The following is a 15605-nucleotide window of genomic DNA, read 5'->3' as shown; positions in this document are numbered from 1 at the left end:
GCGACATGAGCACCACACGATTGACCATGGCCCAGGCCCTGGTGAAGTTTCTGGATAACCAATACATCGAAGTCGACGGCGTACAGAGCAAGTTCGTTGCCGGGGTGTTCACTATTTTCGGGCATGGCAATGTGTTGGGCCTTGGCCAGGCGCTTGAGCAGGACAGCGGCGACCTGGTGGTGCACCAGGGCCGCAACGAACAAGGCATGGCCCATGCCGCCATCGGGTTTGCCAAGCAGCACCTGCGCCGCAAGATCTATGCGTGCACGGCCTCGGTCGGCCCTGGCGCTGCGAATATGCTCACTGCCGCAGCCACCGCCACGGCCAACCGCATACCGCTGCTGTTGTTGCCCGGCGATGTCTACGCCAGCCGCCAGCCCGACCCGGTGCTGCAGCAGATCGAGCAGTTCCACGACCTGAGCATCAGCACCAACGACGCGTTCCGCGCCGTGAGCAAATACTGGGACCGCATCAACCGCCCCGAACAGTTGATGACGGCGGCGATCCACGCCATGCGCGTGCTCACCGACCCCGCCGAAACCGGCGCGGTGACATTGGCGTTGCCCCAGGATGTGCAGGCCGAGGCCTGGGACTATCCCGACTACTTCCTGCAAAAGCGCGTGCACCGTATCGACCGGCGCCCGGCCACCGCCGCGATGATCGGCGATGCGCTGGCGGCGTTTCGCGGCAAGCGCAAACCGCTGATCATTTGTGGCGGCGGGGTGAAGTACTCCGGCGCCAATGCGGCGCTGCAAGCTTTTGCCGAGCGCTTTGAGATTCCCTTTGCCGAAACCCAGGCCGGTAAAAGCGCGGTGGTCTCCAGCCATCCGCTGAACGTCGGCGGCATCGGCGAAACCGGCTGCCTGGCGGCGAACCTGCTGGCCCCCGAGGCGGACCTGATCATCGGCATCGGCACGCGGTATACCGACTTCACGACCTCGTCCAAATCGCTGTTCAAGCACCCCGAGGTGACTTTTCTCAACCTCAATGTCAGCACCTGCGACGCGTTGAAGCTGGACGGTATGCAAGTGGTGGCGGACGCCAGAGTCGCGCTTGAAGCGCTGGCCGATGCCCTCGGCGATTACCGTTCCGGCTGGGGCGAGCAGATCGCTGACGCCAGGGCGCAACTGGATGCCGAAGTGGATCGCGTGCATCAGGTGCAATACTCAGGCGATGACTTTGTGCCGGAAGTTGACGACCTGCTGGACCGCGCCGTACTGCGCGAGTTTATCGAGCTGACCGGCTCCTGCCTGACCCAAAGCCGCGTATTGGGCGTGCTCAACCAGACGCTCGCCGACGATGCGATCATCGTCGCTGCCGCCGGCAGCCTGCCCGGGGACTTGCAGCGCGCCTGGCGCAGCAAGGGCGTCAATACCTATCACGTCGAATACGGCTATTCGTGCATGGGCTACGAGATCAACGCCGCCCTGGGCGTGAAGCTCGCCGAGCCGACCAAAGAGGTCTACGCCCTGGTCGGTGACGGCTCCTACATGATGCTGCACTCGGAGCTGGCCACCTCGATCCAGGAACGGCGCAAGATCAACGTGGTGCTCCTCGACAACATGGCCTTCGGTTGCATCAACAACCTGCAAATCGGCAATGGCATGGACAGCTTCGGCACCGAATTTCGCTTCCGCAACCCCGAGAGCGGCAAGCTCGACGGCGGCCTGGTGCCGGTGGATTTCGCCATGAGTGCGGCGGCTTATGGTTGCAAGACCTACAAGGTCAGCACGGTAGAGCAGCTGGAAGCGGCCCTGGCCGACGCGCGCACGCAAACTGTCTCGACGCTGATCGATATCAAGGTGCTGCCCAAGACCATGGTCCACGGCTACCTGTCGTGGTGGCGGGTAGGTGTGGCGCAGGTGTCCACCAGTGAACGCACTAATGCAGCGGCAAAAAAACTCAATGAGCACCTGGCCAAGGCCCGGCAGTACTAACAACAAGAGGAGTGTTTACATGTCTTTGAAGCTTGGAGTGATTGGTACGGGCGCCATTGGCCGGGACCATATCCGTCGTTGCAGCCAGACCTTGCTCAACAGCCAGGTGGTGGCGGTCACTGATATCAACCTTGCGCAGGCCGCGCAGGTGGTGGCGGACTTGAAGCTGGACGCCGAGGTGTACCCGGACGGCCATGCGCTGATCAACTCGCCAGAGGTCGAAGCGATCCTTGTGACCTCATGGGGCCCGAGCCACGAAGAATTCGTGCTGGCCGCCATCGCCGCCGGCAAACCGGTGTTCTGTGAAAAACCTCTGGCGGTCACCGCCGAAGGTTGTCGCAAGATCGTCGAGGCCGAAGTGGCCCATGGCAAGCGCCTGGTGCAGGTGGGCTTCATGCGTCCGTATGACGAAGGCTATCGTGCCTTGAAAGCCGTGATCGACAGCGGCCAGATCGGTGAGCCGTTGATGCTGCATTGCGCGCACCGTAACCCGACGGTGGGCGAGAATTACAACACCGACATGGCGATCACCGACACCCTGATCCACGAACTGGACGTGCTGCGTTGGCTGCTCAATGACGACTATGTGTCCGTGCAGGTGGTGTTCCCGCGCAAGACCAGCAAGGCCCTGGCCCACCTGCGCGACCCGCAGATCGTGCTGCTGGAAACTGCCAAGGGCACGCGTATCGACGTGGAGGTATTTGTGAACTGCCAATACGGCTACGACATCCAGTGCGAAGTGGTGGGGGAGACCGGCATCGCCAAGTTGCCGGAGCCGTCCCAGGTGCAACTGCGCAGCGGTGCGAAGCTGTCCAATGCGATCCTGATGGATTGGAAGGATCGCTTTATCGGTGCCTATGACGTGGAGTTGCAGGCGTTTATCGACAGCGTACGGGCTGGGCAGGTCGGCGGGCCGTCGGCGTGGGATGGGTATGCGGCGGCGGTGGCGGCGGATGCGTGTATTGAAGCCCAGGGCAGCGGGCAGATTGTGCTGGTGAGCTTGCCGGATCGCCCACACTTCTACGGCTAACTCACTGAAGAAATGTGGTTAACATTGTGGGAGCTGGCTTGCCTGCGATAGCGGTCTATCAGTGGCAGATTCAGTGCCTGACACACTGCTATCGCAGGCAAGCCAGCTCCCACAGTTGCTTGGGTTCCCAAATCAATTCTGGAGTTGAGCATGCGGATCGGACTAGTGGGCTACGGCCACGGCGGGCGCTTTTTTCATGCGCCGCTGATCGCCACCCTGCCTGGGGCCACCTTTGTCGGCGTGGTGACGCGTTCACCCGAACGTCGCCAGCAATTGAGTACTGATCTTCCAGGTGTCAAAGCCTTCGACTCCATCGGCCAGATCGTCGAAGCCGGCGTCGACGCCCTGGTGATTTCCACCACCCTCAAAGGTCGCCCGGCGTTGGTACTGGAAGCCATCGAACACGGCGTGGCGGTGGTCAGCGACAAACCCTTTGCGGCCAACGCCGAACAAGCCCAAGCCCTGATCACTGCCGCCGAGCGCCAGGGCTCGCTGCTCAGCGTCTACCAGAACCGGCGCTGGGACTCGGATTACCTGACTCTGCGCAAACTCATCGATGCCGGCGCCCTGGGCACCATCACCCGCTTTGAATCTCGTGTAGAACGCTACAGCCCACAAGCCGTGGGCAATTCCAGTGGCGGCGGCTGGTTGCGCGACCTGGGCAGCCATCTCGTGGATCAGGCGCTGCAACTGTTCGGCCCGGTGGACCGAGTGTTCGCCCAACTGCACTACACCCCTGAACACCCCAGCGTGGATCACGGCTTCTTTGTTTCCCTGACCCACACCAACGGCGTGATTTCCCACCTGTGGGGCAACGCCTTGCAGAACAGCCAGGCGCCGCGCTTTCGTGTCAGTGGCACCTTGGGTTGCTACACCGTCGAAGGGTTGGATGGCCAGGAAGAAGCGCTGATCGCCGGTAAATCGCCGAAGACCGAAGGCGAGCACTGGGGCGCGGAGGAGCATCGACGCTGGGGCTGGTTCGAACAAGGCTCGGAACGCGAGCGGGTGCCGTCGGAGAAGGGCTGCTGGACACAGTTCTATCGCCAGTTGCAGTTGGCGGTGCAAGGGCAGGGGCCGCTGCCGGTAAGCGCCTATGACGCGCTGGAAACCACCCGTATATTGGACGCCGCACGCCTGAGCGCCGAGCGCCTGCAAGTGGTTTCGACAAAAATAGAATAAAATTCTAAAACATGTTGATATGGAAATTATTTTCTAATACAGTCGTTTCCAGGTTGCATAAAGTACGTCCCGGACCCAGCGGGCGACTCAACAAAAACAAGATCAAAAACAACCAGGTACCGTCAGATGAAAATCTTCAACGCTGTACTTCGAGTTTTACGCCCCGCCCAAGCGCCACGCGGACTGCCCCGCGCCCGGCCGTTCTACTTCTCCTTCCTTAACGTGCTGTGCGTCGAAAACCAGGGCGCGCTGGTGTGCTGCATTCCAGGGGCGCCAGTGGTGCGACTGACAGCCGAGTCCTGATAAACGCAACGTCGAAAAAAACCAACAAAAAAGTGGAGACAGACCGTTCATGAAGACCCCGATCCGTTTTACCGCGCTGGCCCTGTCCATGCTGCTGGCCAGTGGCGTTGCCGGCGCCGCCGATCTGAAGGTGGGCGTCACGATGTCTGCGTTCGATGACACCTTCCTCACCTATCTGCGCGAAGACATGGACAAGCAAGCCAAGTCCTACCCCAAGGGCGATGGCGTGCAATTGCAGTTTGAAGACGCGCGGGCCGATGTGGTCAAGCAATTGAGCCAGGTCGAGAACTTTATCAGCCAGAAAGTCGACGCCATTATCGTCAACCCGGTCGATACCGCTTCGACCAAGAACATCATTGCGGCTGCGACCAAGGCGGGCATTCCGCTGGTGTTCGTCAACCGCCGCCCGGACCAGAAAGACTTGCCCAAGGACGTGGTGGCAGTGACCTCCGATGACGTCGAGGCCGGGCGCCTGCAAATGCAGTACATCGCCGAAAAACTCGGCGGCAAGGGCAAGGTCGTGATCCTGTTGGGTGACCTGGCGAACAACTCCACCACCAACCGCACCAAGGGTGTCAAGGAAGTGCTGGCCAAGTACCCGGACATCAAGATCGAGCAGGAGCAGACCGGCGCCTGGCTGCGTGACCGGGGCATGACCCTGGTCAACGACTGGCTGACCCAGGGGCGTGATTTCAATGCGGTGCTGGCCAACAACGATGAGATGGCGATCGGGGCGTCCATGGCCCTGCGATCGGCCGGCAAGGAAAAAGGCAGCGTGCTGATTGCCGGTGTTGACGGTACGCCGGATGGCTTGAACGCGATCACCAAGGGTGACATGGCCGCCTCGGCGTTCCAGGACGCCAAGGGCCAGGCGGTGGGTTCCGTAGAAGCGGCGCGCAAGATGGCCAAAAAAGAGCCGGTGGAGCAGAACGTGGTGATCCCGTTCCAGTTGATCACCCCGGACAACGTCAAAGACTTCAAGTAGCCCTGACACAACAACAATAAGCCGGCAGGGCGGTCACGGCCGCCCTGCAGATGGAGTGCCTCCCTATGCTTGCTCAAGCCGCTGCCTCGCAGCCCCCGGGCATCCAGCCGTTGCCGCTGGACGAACCCTACCTGCTGGAAATTCTCAACATCAGCAAAGGCTTTCCTGGTGTTGTCGCCCTGGACGATGTGCAACTGCGGGTGCGCCCCGGCACGGTGCTGGCATTGATGGGCGAGAACGGCGCGGGTAAATCGACGCTGATGAAGATCATCGCCGGCATCTACCAGCCCGACACCGGGGAAATCCGCCTGCGTGGCAAGCCCATCACCTTCGAGACGCCGCTGGCGGCGCAAAAGGCCGGGATCGCCATGATCCATCAGGAACTCAACCTGATGCCCCATATGAGCATCGCCGAGAACATCTGGATCGGCCGCGAGCAGCTCAACAGTCTGCATATGGTCAACCACCGCGAAATGCATCGCTGCACCGCCGAGTTGCTGGCGCGCCTGCGCATCAACCTCGACCCCGAAGAGCAGGTAGGTAACCTGAGCATCGCCGAGCGGCAGATGGTCGAGATTGCCAAGGCGGTGTCCTACGACTCCGACATCCTGATCATGGATGAACCCACCTCGGCTATTACCGACAAGGAAGTGGCCCACCTGTTTTCGATCATTGCCGACCTCAAGGCCCAGGGCAAAGGCATTGTCTATATCACGCACAAAATGAACGAAGTGTTCGCCATCGCCGATGAAGTGGCGGTGTTCCGCGACGGCCAGTACATCGGCCTGCAACGTGCCGACAGCCTGAACAGCGACAGCCTGATCTCGATGATGGTAGGGCGGGAGCTGAGCCAGTTGTTCCCGGTGCGCGAAACGCCGATAGGTGAGTTGCTGCTGTCGGTGCGCGATCTGAGCCTGGACGGCGTGTTCAAGGACGTCTCGTTCGACCTGCACGCCGGGGAGATTCTCGGTATCGCCGGCCTGATGGGGTCCGGGCGTACCAATGTGGCGGAAACCATTTTTGGCATTACCCCAAGCACCGGTGGGCAAATCACCCTGGATGGCAAGGCGGTGCGCATTACCGACCCGCACATGGCCATCGAGAAAGGTTTTGCGCTATTGACCGAAGATCGCAAGCTCAGCGGCCTGTTCCCGTGCCTGTCGGTGCTGGAAAACATGGAGATGGCGGTGTTGCCGCACTATTCGGGCAGCGGCTTTATCCAGCAGAAGGCCCTGCGCGGCCTGTGCGAAGAGATGTGCAAGAAGCTGCGAGTAAAAACTCCGTCCCTGGAGCAATGCATCGACACCTTGTCGGGCGGTAACCAGCAAAAGGCACTGCTGGCACGCTGGCTGATGACCAACCCAAGGCTGCTGATCCTGGATGAACCGACCCGCGGTATCGATGTGGGCGCCAAGGCCGAGATCTATCGCTTGATCGCCTTTCTTGCCAGCGAAGGCATGGCGGTGATCATGATTTCCTCGGAACTCCCCGAAGTGCTTGGCATGAGCGACCGGGTGATGGTGATGCACGAAGGCGAACTGATGGGCACCCTGGATCGCGCCGAGGCCACCCAGGAAAAAGTCATGCAGTTGGCCTCCGGCATGTCTGCGGTCCACTGATCTACAGAATAAGAAGGTGATGGGCTATGAACGCAATAACAGACAACAAGCCGGCGACGGCACCGGTGAAGAATCGTCGACGCATGCCCACCGAGCTGAGCATCTTTTTGGTGCTGATCGGTATCGGCCTGGTGTTTGAACTGTTCGGCTGGATCGTGCGCGACCAGAGCTTCTTGATGAACTCCCAGCGCCTGGTGCTGATGATTCTGCAAGTCTCGATCATCGGCCTGCTGGCTATCGGTGTGACCCAGGTGATCATTACTACGGGCATCGACTTGTCGTCCGGCTCGGTGCTGGCCTTGTCAGCGATGATTGCCGCCAGCCTGGCGCAGACCTCGGATTTTTCCCGGGCGGTGTTTCCGTCCCTGACCGACTTGCCGGTGTGGATCCCAGTGGCGATGGGCCTGGGCGTGGGGCTGCTGGCGGGGGCGATCAATGGCAGCATTATCGCGGTGACCGGCATCCCGCCGTTTATCGCGACCCTGGGCATGATGGTCTCGGCCCGTGGCCTGGCGCGTTACTACACCGAAGGCCAGCCGGTGAGCATGCTCTCGGATTCCTACACGGCCATCGGCCATGGTGCCATGCCGGTGATCATCTTCCTGGTGGTGGCGGTGATCTTCCACATCGCGCTGCGTTATACCAAGTACGGCAAGTACACCTACGCCATCGGCGGCAATATGCAGGCGGCGCGCACCTCGGGCATCAACGTCAAGCGCCACTTGATCATCGTCTATAGCATCGCCGGGCTGCTGGCGGGCCTGGCCGGCGTGGTGGCCTCGGCCCGTGCCGCGACAGGGCAGGCGGGCATGGGCATGTCCTACGAGCTGGATGCGATTGCCGCTGCGGTGATCGGCGGCACCAGCCTGGCGGGCGGGGTAGGGCGCATCACCGGCACCGTGATCGGCGCGCTGATCCTCGGCGTGATGGCCAGCGGGTTTACCTTCGTGGGTGTGGATGCGTATATCCAGGACATCATCAAGGGCCTGATCATCGTGGTGGCAGTGGTGATCGACCAGTACCGCAACAAGCGCAAGCTCAAGCGCTGAGTGAATCCAAGGGCCGAATCAGATCAAATGTGGGAGGGGGCAAGCCCTCTCCCACATTTAGTCCGGGATCAGCCACTTTCAACCGTTTGTCTTCTATATAGCTCCACTGCACTGAATTTCTTGCTATAAACGCACTCCGATGACCGTTCGCCAAGCCCGTCCTGGTGCCTTTGGGGGTTAATTGGGAAAAAATGCCTGTCTTTTCAGTTGCTGCGCTCTCAAGTCGGCCTTAGACTGCCGCCCCTCGTAAATTGAGTGCCGGGTGGCGCTTGAAATGGACGGCGCCCTTCCGAGACCTGTACAGGCCTTGCGGAACGCTCCCTTATTCGCCTTAATGCACGTATTTTTTATAGAGAAATCAATGACAAAGGAAAAGTTGCTGGCCATGCCGGCGGATGACTACATGAATGCCGAACAGCACGCTTTTTTCGAGAAGTTGCTGCAAGACATGAAGGTGGAACACCACGAGCGCATTGAACAGAACCGCATCGCCATTGAAAGCCTGGACACCCCGGCGGACCCGGCTGACGCGGCTTCCGTTGAAGAAGAGCGCACCTGGCTGGTAAATGCCATTGATCGCGACCAGCGTATGCTGCCGCAACTTGAGCGCGCCCTGGAGCGCATCAAGGAAGATTCTTTTGGTTGGTGTGATGACAGCGGCGAGCCGATCGGCCTCAAGCGCCTGCTGATCAGCCCGACCACCAAGTACTGCATCGAAGCCCAAGAGCGCCACGAGCAGATCGACAAGCATCAGCGCCAAGCCTGATGTGCTGAATGACGGGCCTGCCAGTGAGCTGGCTGCCCCGTCTGCAACAACCTCCCGAGATCATCCGGCCCGCGTCTGGCGCGATGGATTGTTGCTGTTTATGCAATGAAGCTATTCCCAGGATAGCTTTTTCCAGCTGGAATAAAACCGTAGCATGGCCAACATTGTTAGGCAGCTAACTAATGCTACGGAGAACTTCCATGCAAAACAAAGTCGATGTGGCCGTGATGATCGGCAGCGGTGTACCTGAGACCCTGCGCGCCTTGGGTCAGAAAGCCTGCTGGGTAGTGTTGCTCAATGGTGAACAGCGCGGTACCGCTTTTGCAAGTCGTGATGAGGCGCAGGAGTGTCAGGCTGCCTGGCAAGCGCTGTTGCGCATGGAACAGTCAGACAGCCTGCATTGAGACCGTGCTAGTGAGGTTGATGCAGGCGCTGATTCAACTCATCCACCGGGATGGCCCACTCAGCGTCTTCACGCAGTTCTTCCTTAAGAAACTGCGCCTGTTGGGGCGTCCAGAACGGCGCATCGATCAACTTCACGTCTTCGGGCAAAGAATGCGCGACGATGAAGGCATCAATGGCCTCAGGGGTTGAGTCCAGGCCCAGTTGTTCAAACAGGGTTTCGAGCGTGGGGATTGGCGCGTCCATTGGGTACTCCATACAAAGTGAGGATCGTTGTGTATGGGAGGCTTGAGGCGCGTTAGAGTTCTATCGAAGTGTCAGGAATTGAGAGCACCCGAATCCACGGCGGTTTTCAGGGCTTTTGCGGCTTCTTTTGCTGCAAAGGCAGCGGCGTCTACAGTCTTGAACCAACGGTCTTTTTCTACCTGGTGCGCGGTTACGGTGGTCAGCGGTGGTTTGGCCCGCATGATAATGACTGCTTGAAACTCTCCGTCTACTTCCCTGGCATCGCCGTGGATAAAAAATTCGCCAATATCAAATTCCGTCACGTATAGCCTTCCCTTCAAGGTAACTGCACTGATGAAACCTGACCCGCACGGGGCAAACTTCAATGGACGGGCCAGTATGGCAGTTGTTGAGGGGCGCAGGCGCAGTAAAGTCACCCAGGTGACGAAACGAGCCCCCCGCAAAGGGCATGCAGCTTGGCTTCAAGCATTTTGGCCAATTCACAGGCTTTATTGTGATCGCTGCGAAACCCCTTGATCCTGCCACTGGGCACTTCAAGAATGTGGAAAAAGTTCTTTCCGGCCGGTACCACTTGGTAAAGAACCGAATGGGAGTACCCATCAAGGTTATGCAAGCAGTAGTATTGGCGTTCGTCTGGACATGATGAACGAGTGTGGAAGGACATAGCATCGTGTTGACGTCGTTGCATGCTCAGCTCCTGTCGATCGATCTTGTTAGCCTGTCTTTGGCGTTTCGGGTGGTTTTGACCCGGCTTGCTGTTTTAGTATTGTCGTCGGTAGTTCGCAACTGGTTCCATGCCCGTCTATTTTTTGTTTCGGGTGTCGGAAAACTGCACTTTTGACTGGGTTATTCTCTGAAGTTGGTCGACTCGTATTCTCGGGTCGTTGAACCTGTGATTTGCTGTGCCACCGGCTGACCTTGCTTTAGGTCCACCGCGGCTGGGTGTACGGGGCCTGCGGGTTATCTTCAGGTTTTTGACGAATGTGTGATCGTGCCGTAACGGCCGTTTTTTTGTGCTGCCCGCTTCGGCGGCCAGCGCTTTCTTGATGTGGGGGCGTTTCCTTGGCAGTCAGTAATCTGGATATGCACGCGTTATTCGTGCTGGGTGATTTGCGCGCAAAGTTGGTCAAACAGTTTCAATCCCGGTTTGTCTACGTCACTGAACAGACGCCGGAAGGCATCTACATCGCCGAGATCGATACCGAAGCGGCACTGGTCGTGGATGACAAGCCACGCCTGGAACTCAAGGTGGGCGACCATTTCCGTGCGGCTGTCTTACCCAGCCGCGAAGGTGGAAAGTTCGAACTCAAGTTTCGCGATATCAAGTTGACCGTTTACGGCCTCGGCGACTACGCCTTTGTATCGTCAAACGAAGGCCAGGGCATTGTGTTCAAGGAAGGCCATAGCGTGATGCTGGTATTTGCCGCCCATGAACAATTGCAGGAAGGGCTGACCAAAACCCTCAAGGCCGTGACGGGCAAGGCCGCCAAGTGGCGCAAGGGTGAACTGGTGACGTTCAAGGCCAGCGAATAACCGATAAATACGCTGTGCACCTTTGTCTTTCGGAACCTCTACTACAGTTGAGTTGACTTAACTATTCAGAGGCTTCGCGCATTAGCGGCAAAGCCGTTTGCCATGACTGCGAGAACGCGAGGTGCAAAGGCATGAGAGGATTGAAGTCACTGCTGGCCGCGTCACTGACGGCCCTGAGTCTGTCACTGCCGGTATCGGCCGCACAAGCACCGGTGCATTTTGCCGACCTCAACTGGGAAAGCGGCAGCCTGATCACCGAAGTACTGCGCTTTATCGTCGAAAAGGGTTATGACATGCCCACCGACACCTTGCCTGGCACCACCATCACCCTGGAAACCGCCCTGGCCAAGAACGACATCCAGGTGATCGGCGAAGAGTGGGCGGGCCGCAGCCCTGTTTGGGTCAAGGCTGAAGCCGAAGGCAAAGTGGTAGGGCTTGGAGACACGGTCAAAGGCGCCACTGAAGGCTGGTGGGTGCCGGAATACGTGGTCAAGGGCGACCCGTCCAGAAACCTCAAGGCCCTGGCGCCGGACCTGAAAAGCGTACAGGACCTGGCGCGCTACAAGGATGTATTCAAAGACCCGGAATCCCCGGGCAAAGGGCGCTTTCTCAACAGCCCCATCGGCTGGACGTCCGAAGTGGTCAACAAACAGAAGCTCAAGGCCTATGGCCTGGACGACACCTACGTGAACTTCCGCAGCGGTTCGGGCGCAGCACTGGATGCCGAGATTGCCTCTTCGATCCGCCGGGGCAAGCCGGTGCTGTTCTATTACTGGTCACCCACCCCGTTGATGGGGCGCTATAAATTGATCCAGCTGGAAGAGCCGCCGTTTGATGCCGATGCATGGAAGACCCTGACCGACGCGGACAACACTGACCCCAAGCCTACGCGCTCGCTGGCATCCAAATTGAGCATTGGCGTATCGACGCCGTTCCAGCAGCAATATCCGCAGATCACCCAGTTCTTCGAAAAAGTCGAGTTCCCCATCGAGCCGCTTAACAAAGCCCTGGCGAAGATGAGCGAAAACCACACCGCGCCACGGGACGTGGCCCAGGCGTTCCTCAAGGAGCACCCTGAGGTGTGGAAGGCGTGGTTGACGCCCGATGTAGCCCAGAAGGTTGAGACGGCCCTTAAATAGCCTGAATGCAGAACAAAATGTGGGAGGGGGCTTGCTCCCGATGGCGGAGTGTCAATCACAGATAAATTGACTGACACGCCCTCATCGGGAGCAAGCCCCCTCCCACAATTTTTTTGCATTCCAGATTTAGAATCGCGTTTGTACCGCTATCTCGAAGGTCCGCGGTGACCCCAGATAGTAAGCTGGCGACACATGCGCAAACTCGGCATACACCTCATTGGTCAAGTTGCGCACGCGCGCGGTCACCGAGGTGCGGGCATCCAGCTTGTAGCGCAGGAACGTACCGAACAGCGTGTAAGCCGGCACTGTCTGGGTGTTGGCATAATCGGCATACACCTGGTCGACATAGCGCGCATCCACCCCCCCTTGCCAATCCTCTGAGAAGTCGTAGGTCAACCACAGGTTGCCCACGCGCTTGGGCACATTGGTCGGCGTATTGCCTTTGCGCGATACCACGGCGCCGCTGGCAACTTTGTCATTGAATTCATCGTACTCGGCATCCACCCAGGCAAAGTTGCCTTCGGCCAGCAGCCTTGGCGTGATGCGCAGTGAGCTGGCCAGTTCGATACCTTTGGATGACTGCGCGCCCACCGGGATGCTGTTGGTGGGGTCCTGAGGGTCGGTGACGGCAAAGTCTTCGCGTTCGATCTTGTAGACGGCGACCGTTGCCGAGCCGCGACCGTCCAGGTAATCGAACTTGCTGCCGATCTCCCACTGCTTGCCGGTGGACACGTCGAACACCTGGGTGGTGGTATTGGGCTGTTCGACGGCTGTGCTGTATTGCACGTAGACATTGGCCGACGGAACAAACTGATAGGTAAGCCCCACACGGCCGGTTACTGGCTCCCAACTGCGCTTGAAGTGCCGAGGGTTGGTAGCGGTGATTGTGCGGTGGTTGGTCACGTCCAGGTCGATAGCGTCATAACGCAGGCCGGTCAGCAGTGACAGCTTGTCCGTGAGCCCCAGGCGGTTTTCCACGAACAGCGCCTTGGTGGTGACCTGGTTGGTCTTGTCCTTGATGAAGCCCGGCCGTGTGCCGGGGATGTCATAGAAGTGCCCCGGGTTGTAGTTGTTCGGGTCGACGGTACTTCGACCCGATACGTTCAAGGGGCTGTTGGTGGTGCTGTTGACCTTGTACTCAAAACCGCTAGACCAAGTGGTGGATAGGCCGAACACGCTAGTGTCATGGCGCAGTTCAAACTGGTTGCCGTTCTGTTCGCCCTGATGCCGCACCTGATAGGCGGTCGAACGGTTCACCGCGCTGTTGTCGGCGTTGTACTGGTAGGTCTCCAGGTTGCCGTAATCGCGCTGGCTGTCGAGATGGTAGAGGGTATTTTTCAGCGTGGTGCTGTCGTTGATCCGATAGTCGATGATCGAGCGCGCCCAGATCGTGCGCTGTTCGTAACGCCCGTCGGCGACGTTGTAGTTGTTGAAGCGGTTGTGCTTGTCGATCTTCAGTTCGCCGGCCTTGGGGTTGAGCACCGGCGTGCCCCAATACGGGCTGTTTTCATGCTCATCCTGATATTCCAGGGCCAGGGTATGGGACAGGTTGGGCGTGAGGTCGCTGAGCAGGGAAAACGCCACGCTCCAGGCATCTCGTTGAGCGCGGTCGATGTGGCTGTGGTTGGTGTTGCGGCTCACATCCAGTCGCGCGTAATGCTGCACATCGGCGCCGGGCTCGGTCAGCGCGTGATTAAGGCCGAAGGCCATGCCGGCGGTGTCGTAGCTGCCGTAGGTCAGTTGGCCTTCTGCTGCCAGTTCTTCACGGGTCGCCAACTTGGTCACGTAATTGAGCGAGCCGCCCACGGAGCCGGCGCCGTTGATCAGGGAGGAGGGGCCGCCGACCAGTTCCACGCGGTCGTAGATCCACGCATCCACCGGCCGCGCCAGGCCTGTGGCGACATTGATGCCGTTGAACATCTGGGTGATCTGGCTGCTGGTAAACCCGCGGTACGAGATAAACCCACCAAACCCGGGCGGCGCGCTGGCGTTGACGCCGGGCAGGGTATTGGCCGCCTCGCGAAAGGTCCTGGCGCCATGGCGCTCGATATCGTTGCGGTTGGCGATGGCCACCGACGCCGGGGTTTCCCGCACACTCAGGCCCAGGCGCGAGGCCATGCCGCTGGATTGATCCAGGGCCAGGCCGGGCTCAACGCTTTGCCCGCCTTCAATGGTGGTCGGCGCCAGCTCAAGGGCGCAGGCGCAAACGGGCAGGCAGCCGAACAGGCCCGCCAATAGGGGTAGATGTTTCATGGTTGAATCCTGAAAACTTGGCTTGAAAACAACGCACAGCCATCCGTCCTTCCTCACGGAAGCGGTCGGCAATACAGATCAGAAAGCGCAGGGCTCAGGCGTAGGCAGGTGGCGCGCGCGGGTTAGCCGTGGGCCAGGTGAAACGGGCAGGGATGTCAGCGGCAAGCACCACCGCAGCAGGTGGCGCATGGGGTTGTGGCAGTACCGCCACATTCAGATGGGAGTTGAGAGCAGGCCCCATGCCGCCGGTAGAACACAGCGGGCAACCAAAGGCCTTCGACAGGGTTGGCAGGCTTTCATCCGTGGAGTTGCTGGGCAGGGGCGCCTGGGTGCGCGGGTCCACCGTACAGAACTGGCCGCTGATGCCGTTGAGCTGCATCCCCACCATCTGCCCATGACCAATGCTGCAGGCGAACACATTGAACAGGACGCAGCAGTAGAGCATCCAGGCAATGAGCGAGCGGTCGGCACGGGCGAGTTTCATGGGGCGGCACTTTACCATCAGCCGCCGACGAAATGCCTGCAAAAAATCTCAGGGCGACTATCCTGATTCCCACATTTTTCGGGAGTGTGCGCCATGAGTTTTGTCATTGCGCGATGGATTGTCGGGGTTTTTACCTTTATCAGCATGGTGCATCTTTACTGGGCGGCTGGCGGCAAATTCGGCAGCCTGGCGGCGATTCCGCAACTGCCTGGTGAATTTGCCAGCGGGCCGCGACCAGCGTTCAAGCCGTCGGCGCTGGGCACCTTTCTGGTCGCGATGGGGCTGGTAGCGATTGCCTTGCTGGTTTGCCTGCGCGCCGGGCTGTATTTCTCGCCGGTGTCCCATGGTGCGTTGCAGTGGGGCATCAGCGCGATTGCGGTGCTGATGTTTGCCCGTGCGATTGGCGATTCGGAGCTGGTAGGTTTTTTCAAGAAGGTCGGCAATTCCCGGTTTGCACGCCTGGATACGTACCTGTACTCGCCGTTGTGCCTGGTGTTGGGTGCCGGGTTGTTGGTGGTGGCGTGGACCTGATGGTCTCGGCGCCATACCTGTGGCTAGGGAGCTTGCTCTCGTGACGGTCGGACAGCCAGCACATATCTACCTGACAAATCGAGATCCAAATGTGGGAGGGGGCTTGCTCCCGATGGCGGCCTCAGGGCCGACCAGGATGCTGGATCAGA

At 59.4% G+C, this 15605-nt stretch carries 17 protein-coding genes; 12 read left to right on the top strand and 5 right to left on the bottom strand.

Going from position 1 to position 15605, the window contains the following annotated elements; genetic code table 11:
• Positions 1 to 5: 5 nt before the first annotated feature.
• The 9 genes from iolD to QMK52_RS22910 all read left to right on the top strand — a co-directional run bounded on the left by iolD (position 6) and on the right by QMK52_RS22910 (position 9272).
• A complete protein-coding gene (gene iolD / locus QMK52_RS22950) occupies positions 6 to 1937 on the top strand; it encodes a 3D-(3,5/4)-trihydroxycyclohexane-1,2-dione acylhydrolase (decyclizing) (protein WP_320403469.1) in 1932 nt (643 codons plus the stop codon).
• A 19-nt stretch (positions 1938 to 1956) separates the two neighbouring features.
• Positions 1957 to 2967: a Gfo/Idh/MocA family oxidoreductase gene (locus QMK52_RS22945; RefSeq protein ID WP_320403468.1), complete on the top strand. Its 1011-nt coding sequence runs from the start codon at positions 1957 to 1959 to the stop codon at positions 2965 to 2967.
• A 150-nt stretch (positions 2968 to 3117) separates the two neighbouring features.
• Positions 3118 to 4146: a Gfo/Idh/MocA family oxidoreductase gene (locus tag QMK52_RS22940; protein ID WP_320403467.1), complete on the top strand. Its 1029-nt coding sequence runs from the start codon at positions 3118 to 3120 to the stop codon at positions 4144 to 4146.
• A 126-nt stretch (positions 4147 to 4272) separates the two neighbouring features.
• A complete protein-coding gene (locus tag QMK52_RS22935) occupies positions 4273 to 4449 on the top strand; it encodes a hypothetical protein (protein ID WP_005787736.1) in 177 nt (58 codons plus the stop codon).
• A gap of 49 nt (positions 4450 to 4498) precedes the next feature.
• Entirely contained in the window at positions 4499 to 5434 is a 936-nt protein-coding gene (locus tag QMK52_RS22930) for a sugar ABC transporter substrate-binding protein (protein ID WP_005787737.1), read from the top strand.
• Positions 5435 to 5499: 65 nt separating this feature from the next.
• Complete coding sequence (locus tag QMK52_RS22925) at positions 5500 to 7053, top strand: sugar ABC transporter ATP-binding protein (RefSeq protein WP_320403466.1); 1554 nt, start codon at positions 5500 to 5502, stop codon at positions 7051 to 7053.
• Between the two features lie 26 nt (positions 7054 to 7079).
• Entirely contained in the window at positions 7080 to 8102 is a 1023-nt protein-coding gene (locus QMK52_RS22920) for an ABC transporter permease (RefSeq protein ID WP_003191668.1), read from the top strand.
• Between the two features lie 361 nt (positions 8103 to 8463).
• A complete protein-coding gene (locus QMK52_RS22915) occupies positions 8464 to 8868 on the top strand; it encodes a TraR/DksA family transcriptional regulator (protein WP_003191666.1) in 405 nt (134 codons plus the stop codon).
• A gap of 200 nt (positions 8869 to 9068) precedes the next feature.
• Positions 9069 to 9272: a hypothetical protein gene (locus QMK52_RS22910; RefSeq protein WP_005787746.1), complete on the top strand. Its 204-nt coding sequence runs from the start codon at positions 9069 to 9071 to the stop codon at positions 9270 to 9272.
• 7 nt (positions 9273 to 9279) lie between these two features.
• Here QMK52_RS22910 and QMK52_RS22905 read toward each other — a convergent pair whose 3' ends face one another.
• From QMK52_RS22905 to QMK52_RS22895, 3 genes are all read right to left on the bottom strand, one after another.
• On the bottom strand, positions 9280 to 9516 hold the full coding sequence (locus QMK52_RS22905) for a DUF2789 domain-containing protein (protein WP_005787748.1): 237 nt from the start codon (positions 9514 to 9516) through the stop codon (positions 9280 to 9282).
• Positions 9517 to 9587: 71 nt separating this feature from the next.
• Complete coding sequence (locus tag QMK52_RS22900; RefSeq protein ID WP_005787750.1) at positions 9588 to 9818, bottom strand: hypothetical protein; 231 nt, start codon at positions 9816 to 9818, stop codon at positions 9588 to 9590.
• Between the two features lie 110 nt (positions 9819 to 9928).
• The gene (locus QMK52_RS22895; RefSeq protein WP_194440557.1) at positions 9929 to 10204 is read right to left on the bottom strand and encodes a hypothetical protein; all 276 of its coding nucleotides are present in this window, start codon (positions 10202 to 10204) and stop codon (positions 9929 to 9931) included.
• Between the two features lie 395 nt (positions 10205 to 10599).
• Between QMK52_RS22895 and QMK52_RS22890 the strand changes: the two genes are divergently transcribed.
• Both QMK52_RS22890 and QMK52_RS22885 read left to right on the top strand, forming a co-directional pair.
• Positions 10600 to 11049, top strand: a complete 450-nt coding sequence (locus QMK52_RS22890; protein WP_177327419.1) for a hypothetical protein — start codon at positions 10600 to 10602, stop codon at positions 11047 to 11049.
• Between the two features lie 131 nt (positions 11050 to 11180).
• Positions 11181 to 12188 (top strand): ABC transporter substrate-binding protein, encoded by a 1008-nt coding sequence (locus QMK52_RS22885; protein ID WP_005787756.1) that lies wholly within the window; start codon positions 11181 to 11183, stop codon positions 12186 to 12188.
• Positions 12189 to 12314: 126 nt separating this feature from the next.
• Here QMK52_RS22885 and QMK52_RS22880 read toward each other — a convergent pair whose 3' ends face one another.
• Both QMK52_RS22880 and QMK52_RS22875 read right to left on the bottom strand, forming a co-directional pair.
• Positions 12315 to 14441, bottom strand: a complete 2127-nt coding sequence (locus QMK52_RS22880) for a TonB-dependent receptor (RefSeq protein ID WP_320403465.1) — start codon at positions 14439 to 14441, stop codon at positions 12315 to 12317.
• Between the two features lie 94 nt (positions 14442 to 14535).
• A complete protein-coding gene (locus tag QMK52_RS22875) occupies positions 14536 to 14925 on the bottom strand; it encodes a DUF2946 domain-containing protein (RefSeq protein ID WP_005787761.1) in 390 nt (129 codons plus the stop codon).
• A gap of 93 nt (positions 14926 to 15018) precedes the next feature.
• Between QMK52_RS22875 and QMK52_RS22870 the strand changes: the two genes are divergently transcribed.
• Positions 15019 to 15456: a DUF3995 domain-containing protein gene (locus QMK52_RS22870; protein WP_005787763.1), complete on the top strand. Its 438-nt coding sequence runs from the start codon at positions 15019 to 15021 to the stop codon at positions 15454 to 15456.
• The last annotated feature ends 149 nt before the right edge of the window (positions 15457 to 15605 follow it).

It is taken from the genome of Pseudomonas sp. P9_2 (assembly GCF_034008255.1).
GTDB lineage: Bacteria > Pseudomonadota > Gammaproteobacteria > Pseudomonadales > Pseudomonadaceae > Aquipseudomonas > Aquipseudomonas synxantha_A.
Note: the sequence above shows the minus strand (reverse complement) of the source record. Positions and strands in the feature narration are given on the sequence as shown.

Coding starts and splice junctions, on each gene's coding strand:
- QMK52_RS22945 (WP_320403468.1), top strand. CDS start 1,957: ATGTCTTTGAAGCTTGGAGTGATTGGTACGGGCGCCATTGGCCGGGAC.
- QMK52_RS22925 (WP_320403466.1), top strand. CDS start 5,500: ATGCTTGCTCAAGCCGCTGCCTCGCAGCCCCCGGGCATCCAGCCGTTG.
- QMK52_RS22940 (WP_320403467.1), top strand. CDS start 3,118: ATGCGGATCGGACTAGTGGGCTACGGCCACGGCGGGCGCTTTTTTCAT.
- QMK52_RS22905 (WP_005787748.1), bottom strand. CDS start 9,516: ATGGACGCGCCAATCCCCACGCTCGAAACCCTGTTTGAACAACTGGGC.
- QMK52_RS22930 (WP_005787737.1), top strand. CDS start 4,499: ATGAAGACCCCGATCCGTTTTACCGCGCTGGCCCTGTCCATGCTGCTG.
- QMK52_RS22870 (WP_005787763.1), top strand. CDS start 15,019: ATGAGTTTTGTCATTGCGCGATGGATTGTCGGGGTTTTTACCTTTATC.
- iolD (WP_320403469.1), top strand. CDS start 6: ATGAGCACCACACGATTGACCATGGCCCAGGCCCTGGTGAAGTTTCTG.
- QMK52_RS22935 (WP_005787736.1), top strand. CDS start 4,273: ATGAAAATCTTCAACGCTGTACTTCGAGTTTTACGCCCCGCCCAAGCG.
- QMK52_RS22920 (WP_003191668.1), top strand. CDS start 7,080: ATGAACGCAATAACAGACAACAAGCCGGCGACGGCACCGGTGAAGAAT.
- QMK52_RS22915 (WP_003191666.1), top strand. CDS start 8,464: ATGACAAAGGAAAAGTTGCTGGCCATGCCGGCGGATGACTACATGAAT.
- QMK52_RS22885 (WP_005787756.1), top strand. CDS start 11,181: ATGAGAGGATTGAAGTCACTGCTGGCCGCGTCACTGACGGCCCTGAGT.
- QMK52_RS22910 (WP_005787746.1), top strand. CDS start 9,069: ATGCAAAACAAAGTCGATGTGGCCGTGATGATCGGCAGCGGTGTACCT.
- QMK52_RS22875 (WP_005787761.1), bottom strand. CDS start 14,925: ATGAAACTCGCCCGTGCCGACCGCTCGCTCATTGCCTGGATGCTCTAC.
- QMK52_RS22880 (WP_320403465.1), bottom strand. CDS start 14,441: ATGAAACATCTACCCCTATTGGCGGGCCTGTTCGGCTGCCTGCCCGTT.
- QMK52_RS22895 (WP_194440557.1), bottom strand. CDS start 10,204: ATGCAACGACGTCAACACGATGCTATGTCCTTCCACACTCGTTCATCA.
- QMK52_RS22890 (WP_177327419.1), top strand. CDS start 10,600: ATGCACGCGTTATTCGTGCTGGGTGATTTGCGCGCAAAGTTGGTCAAA.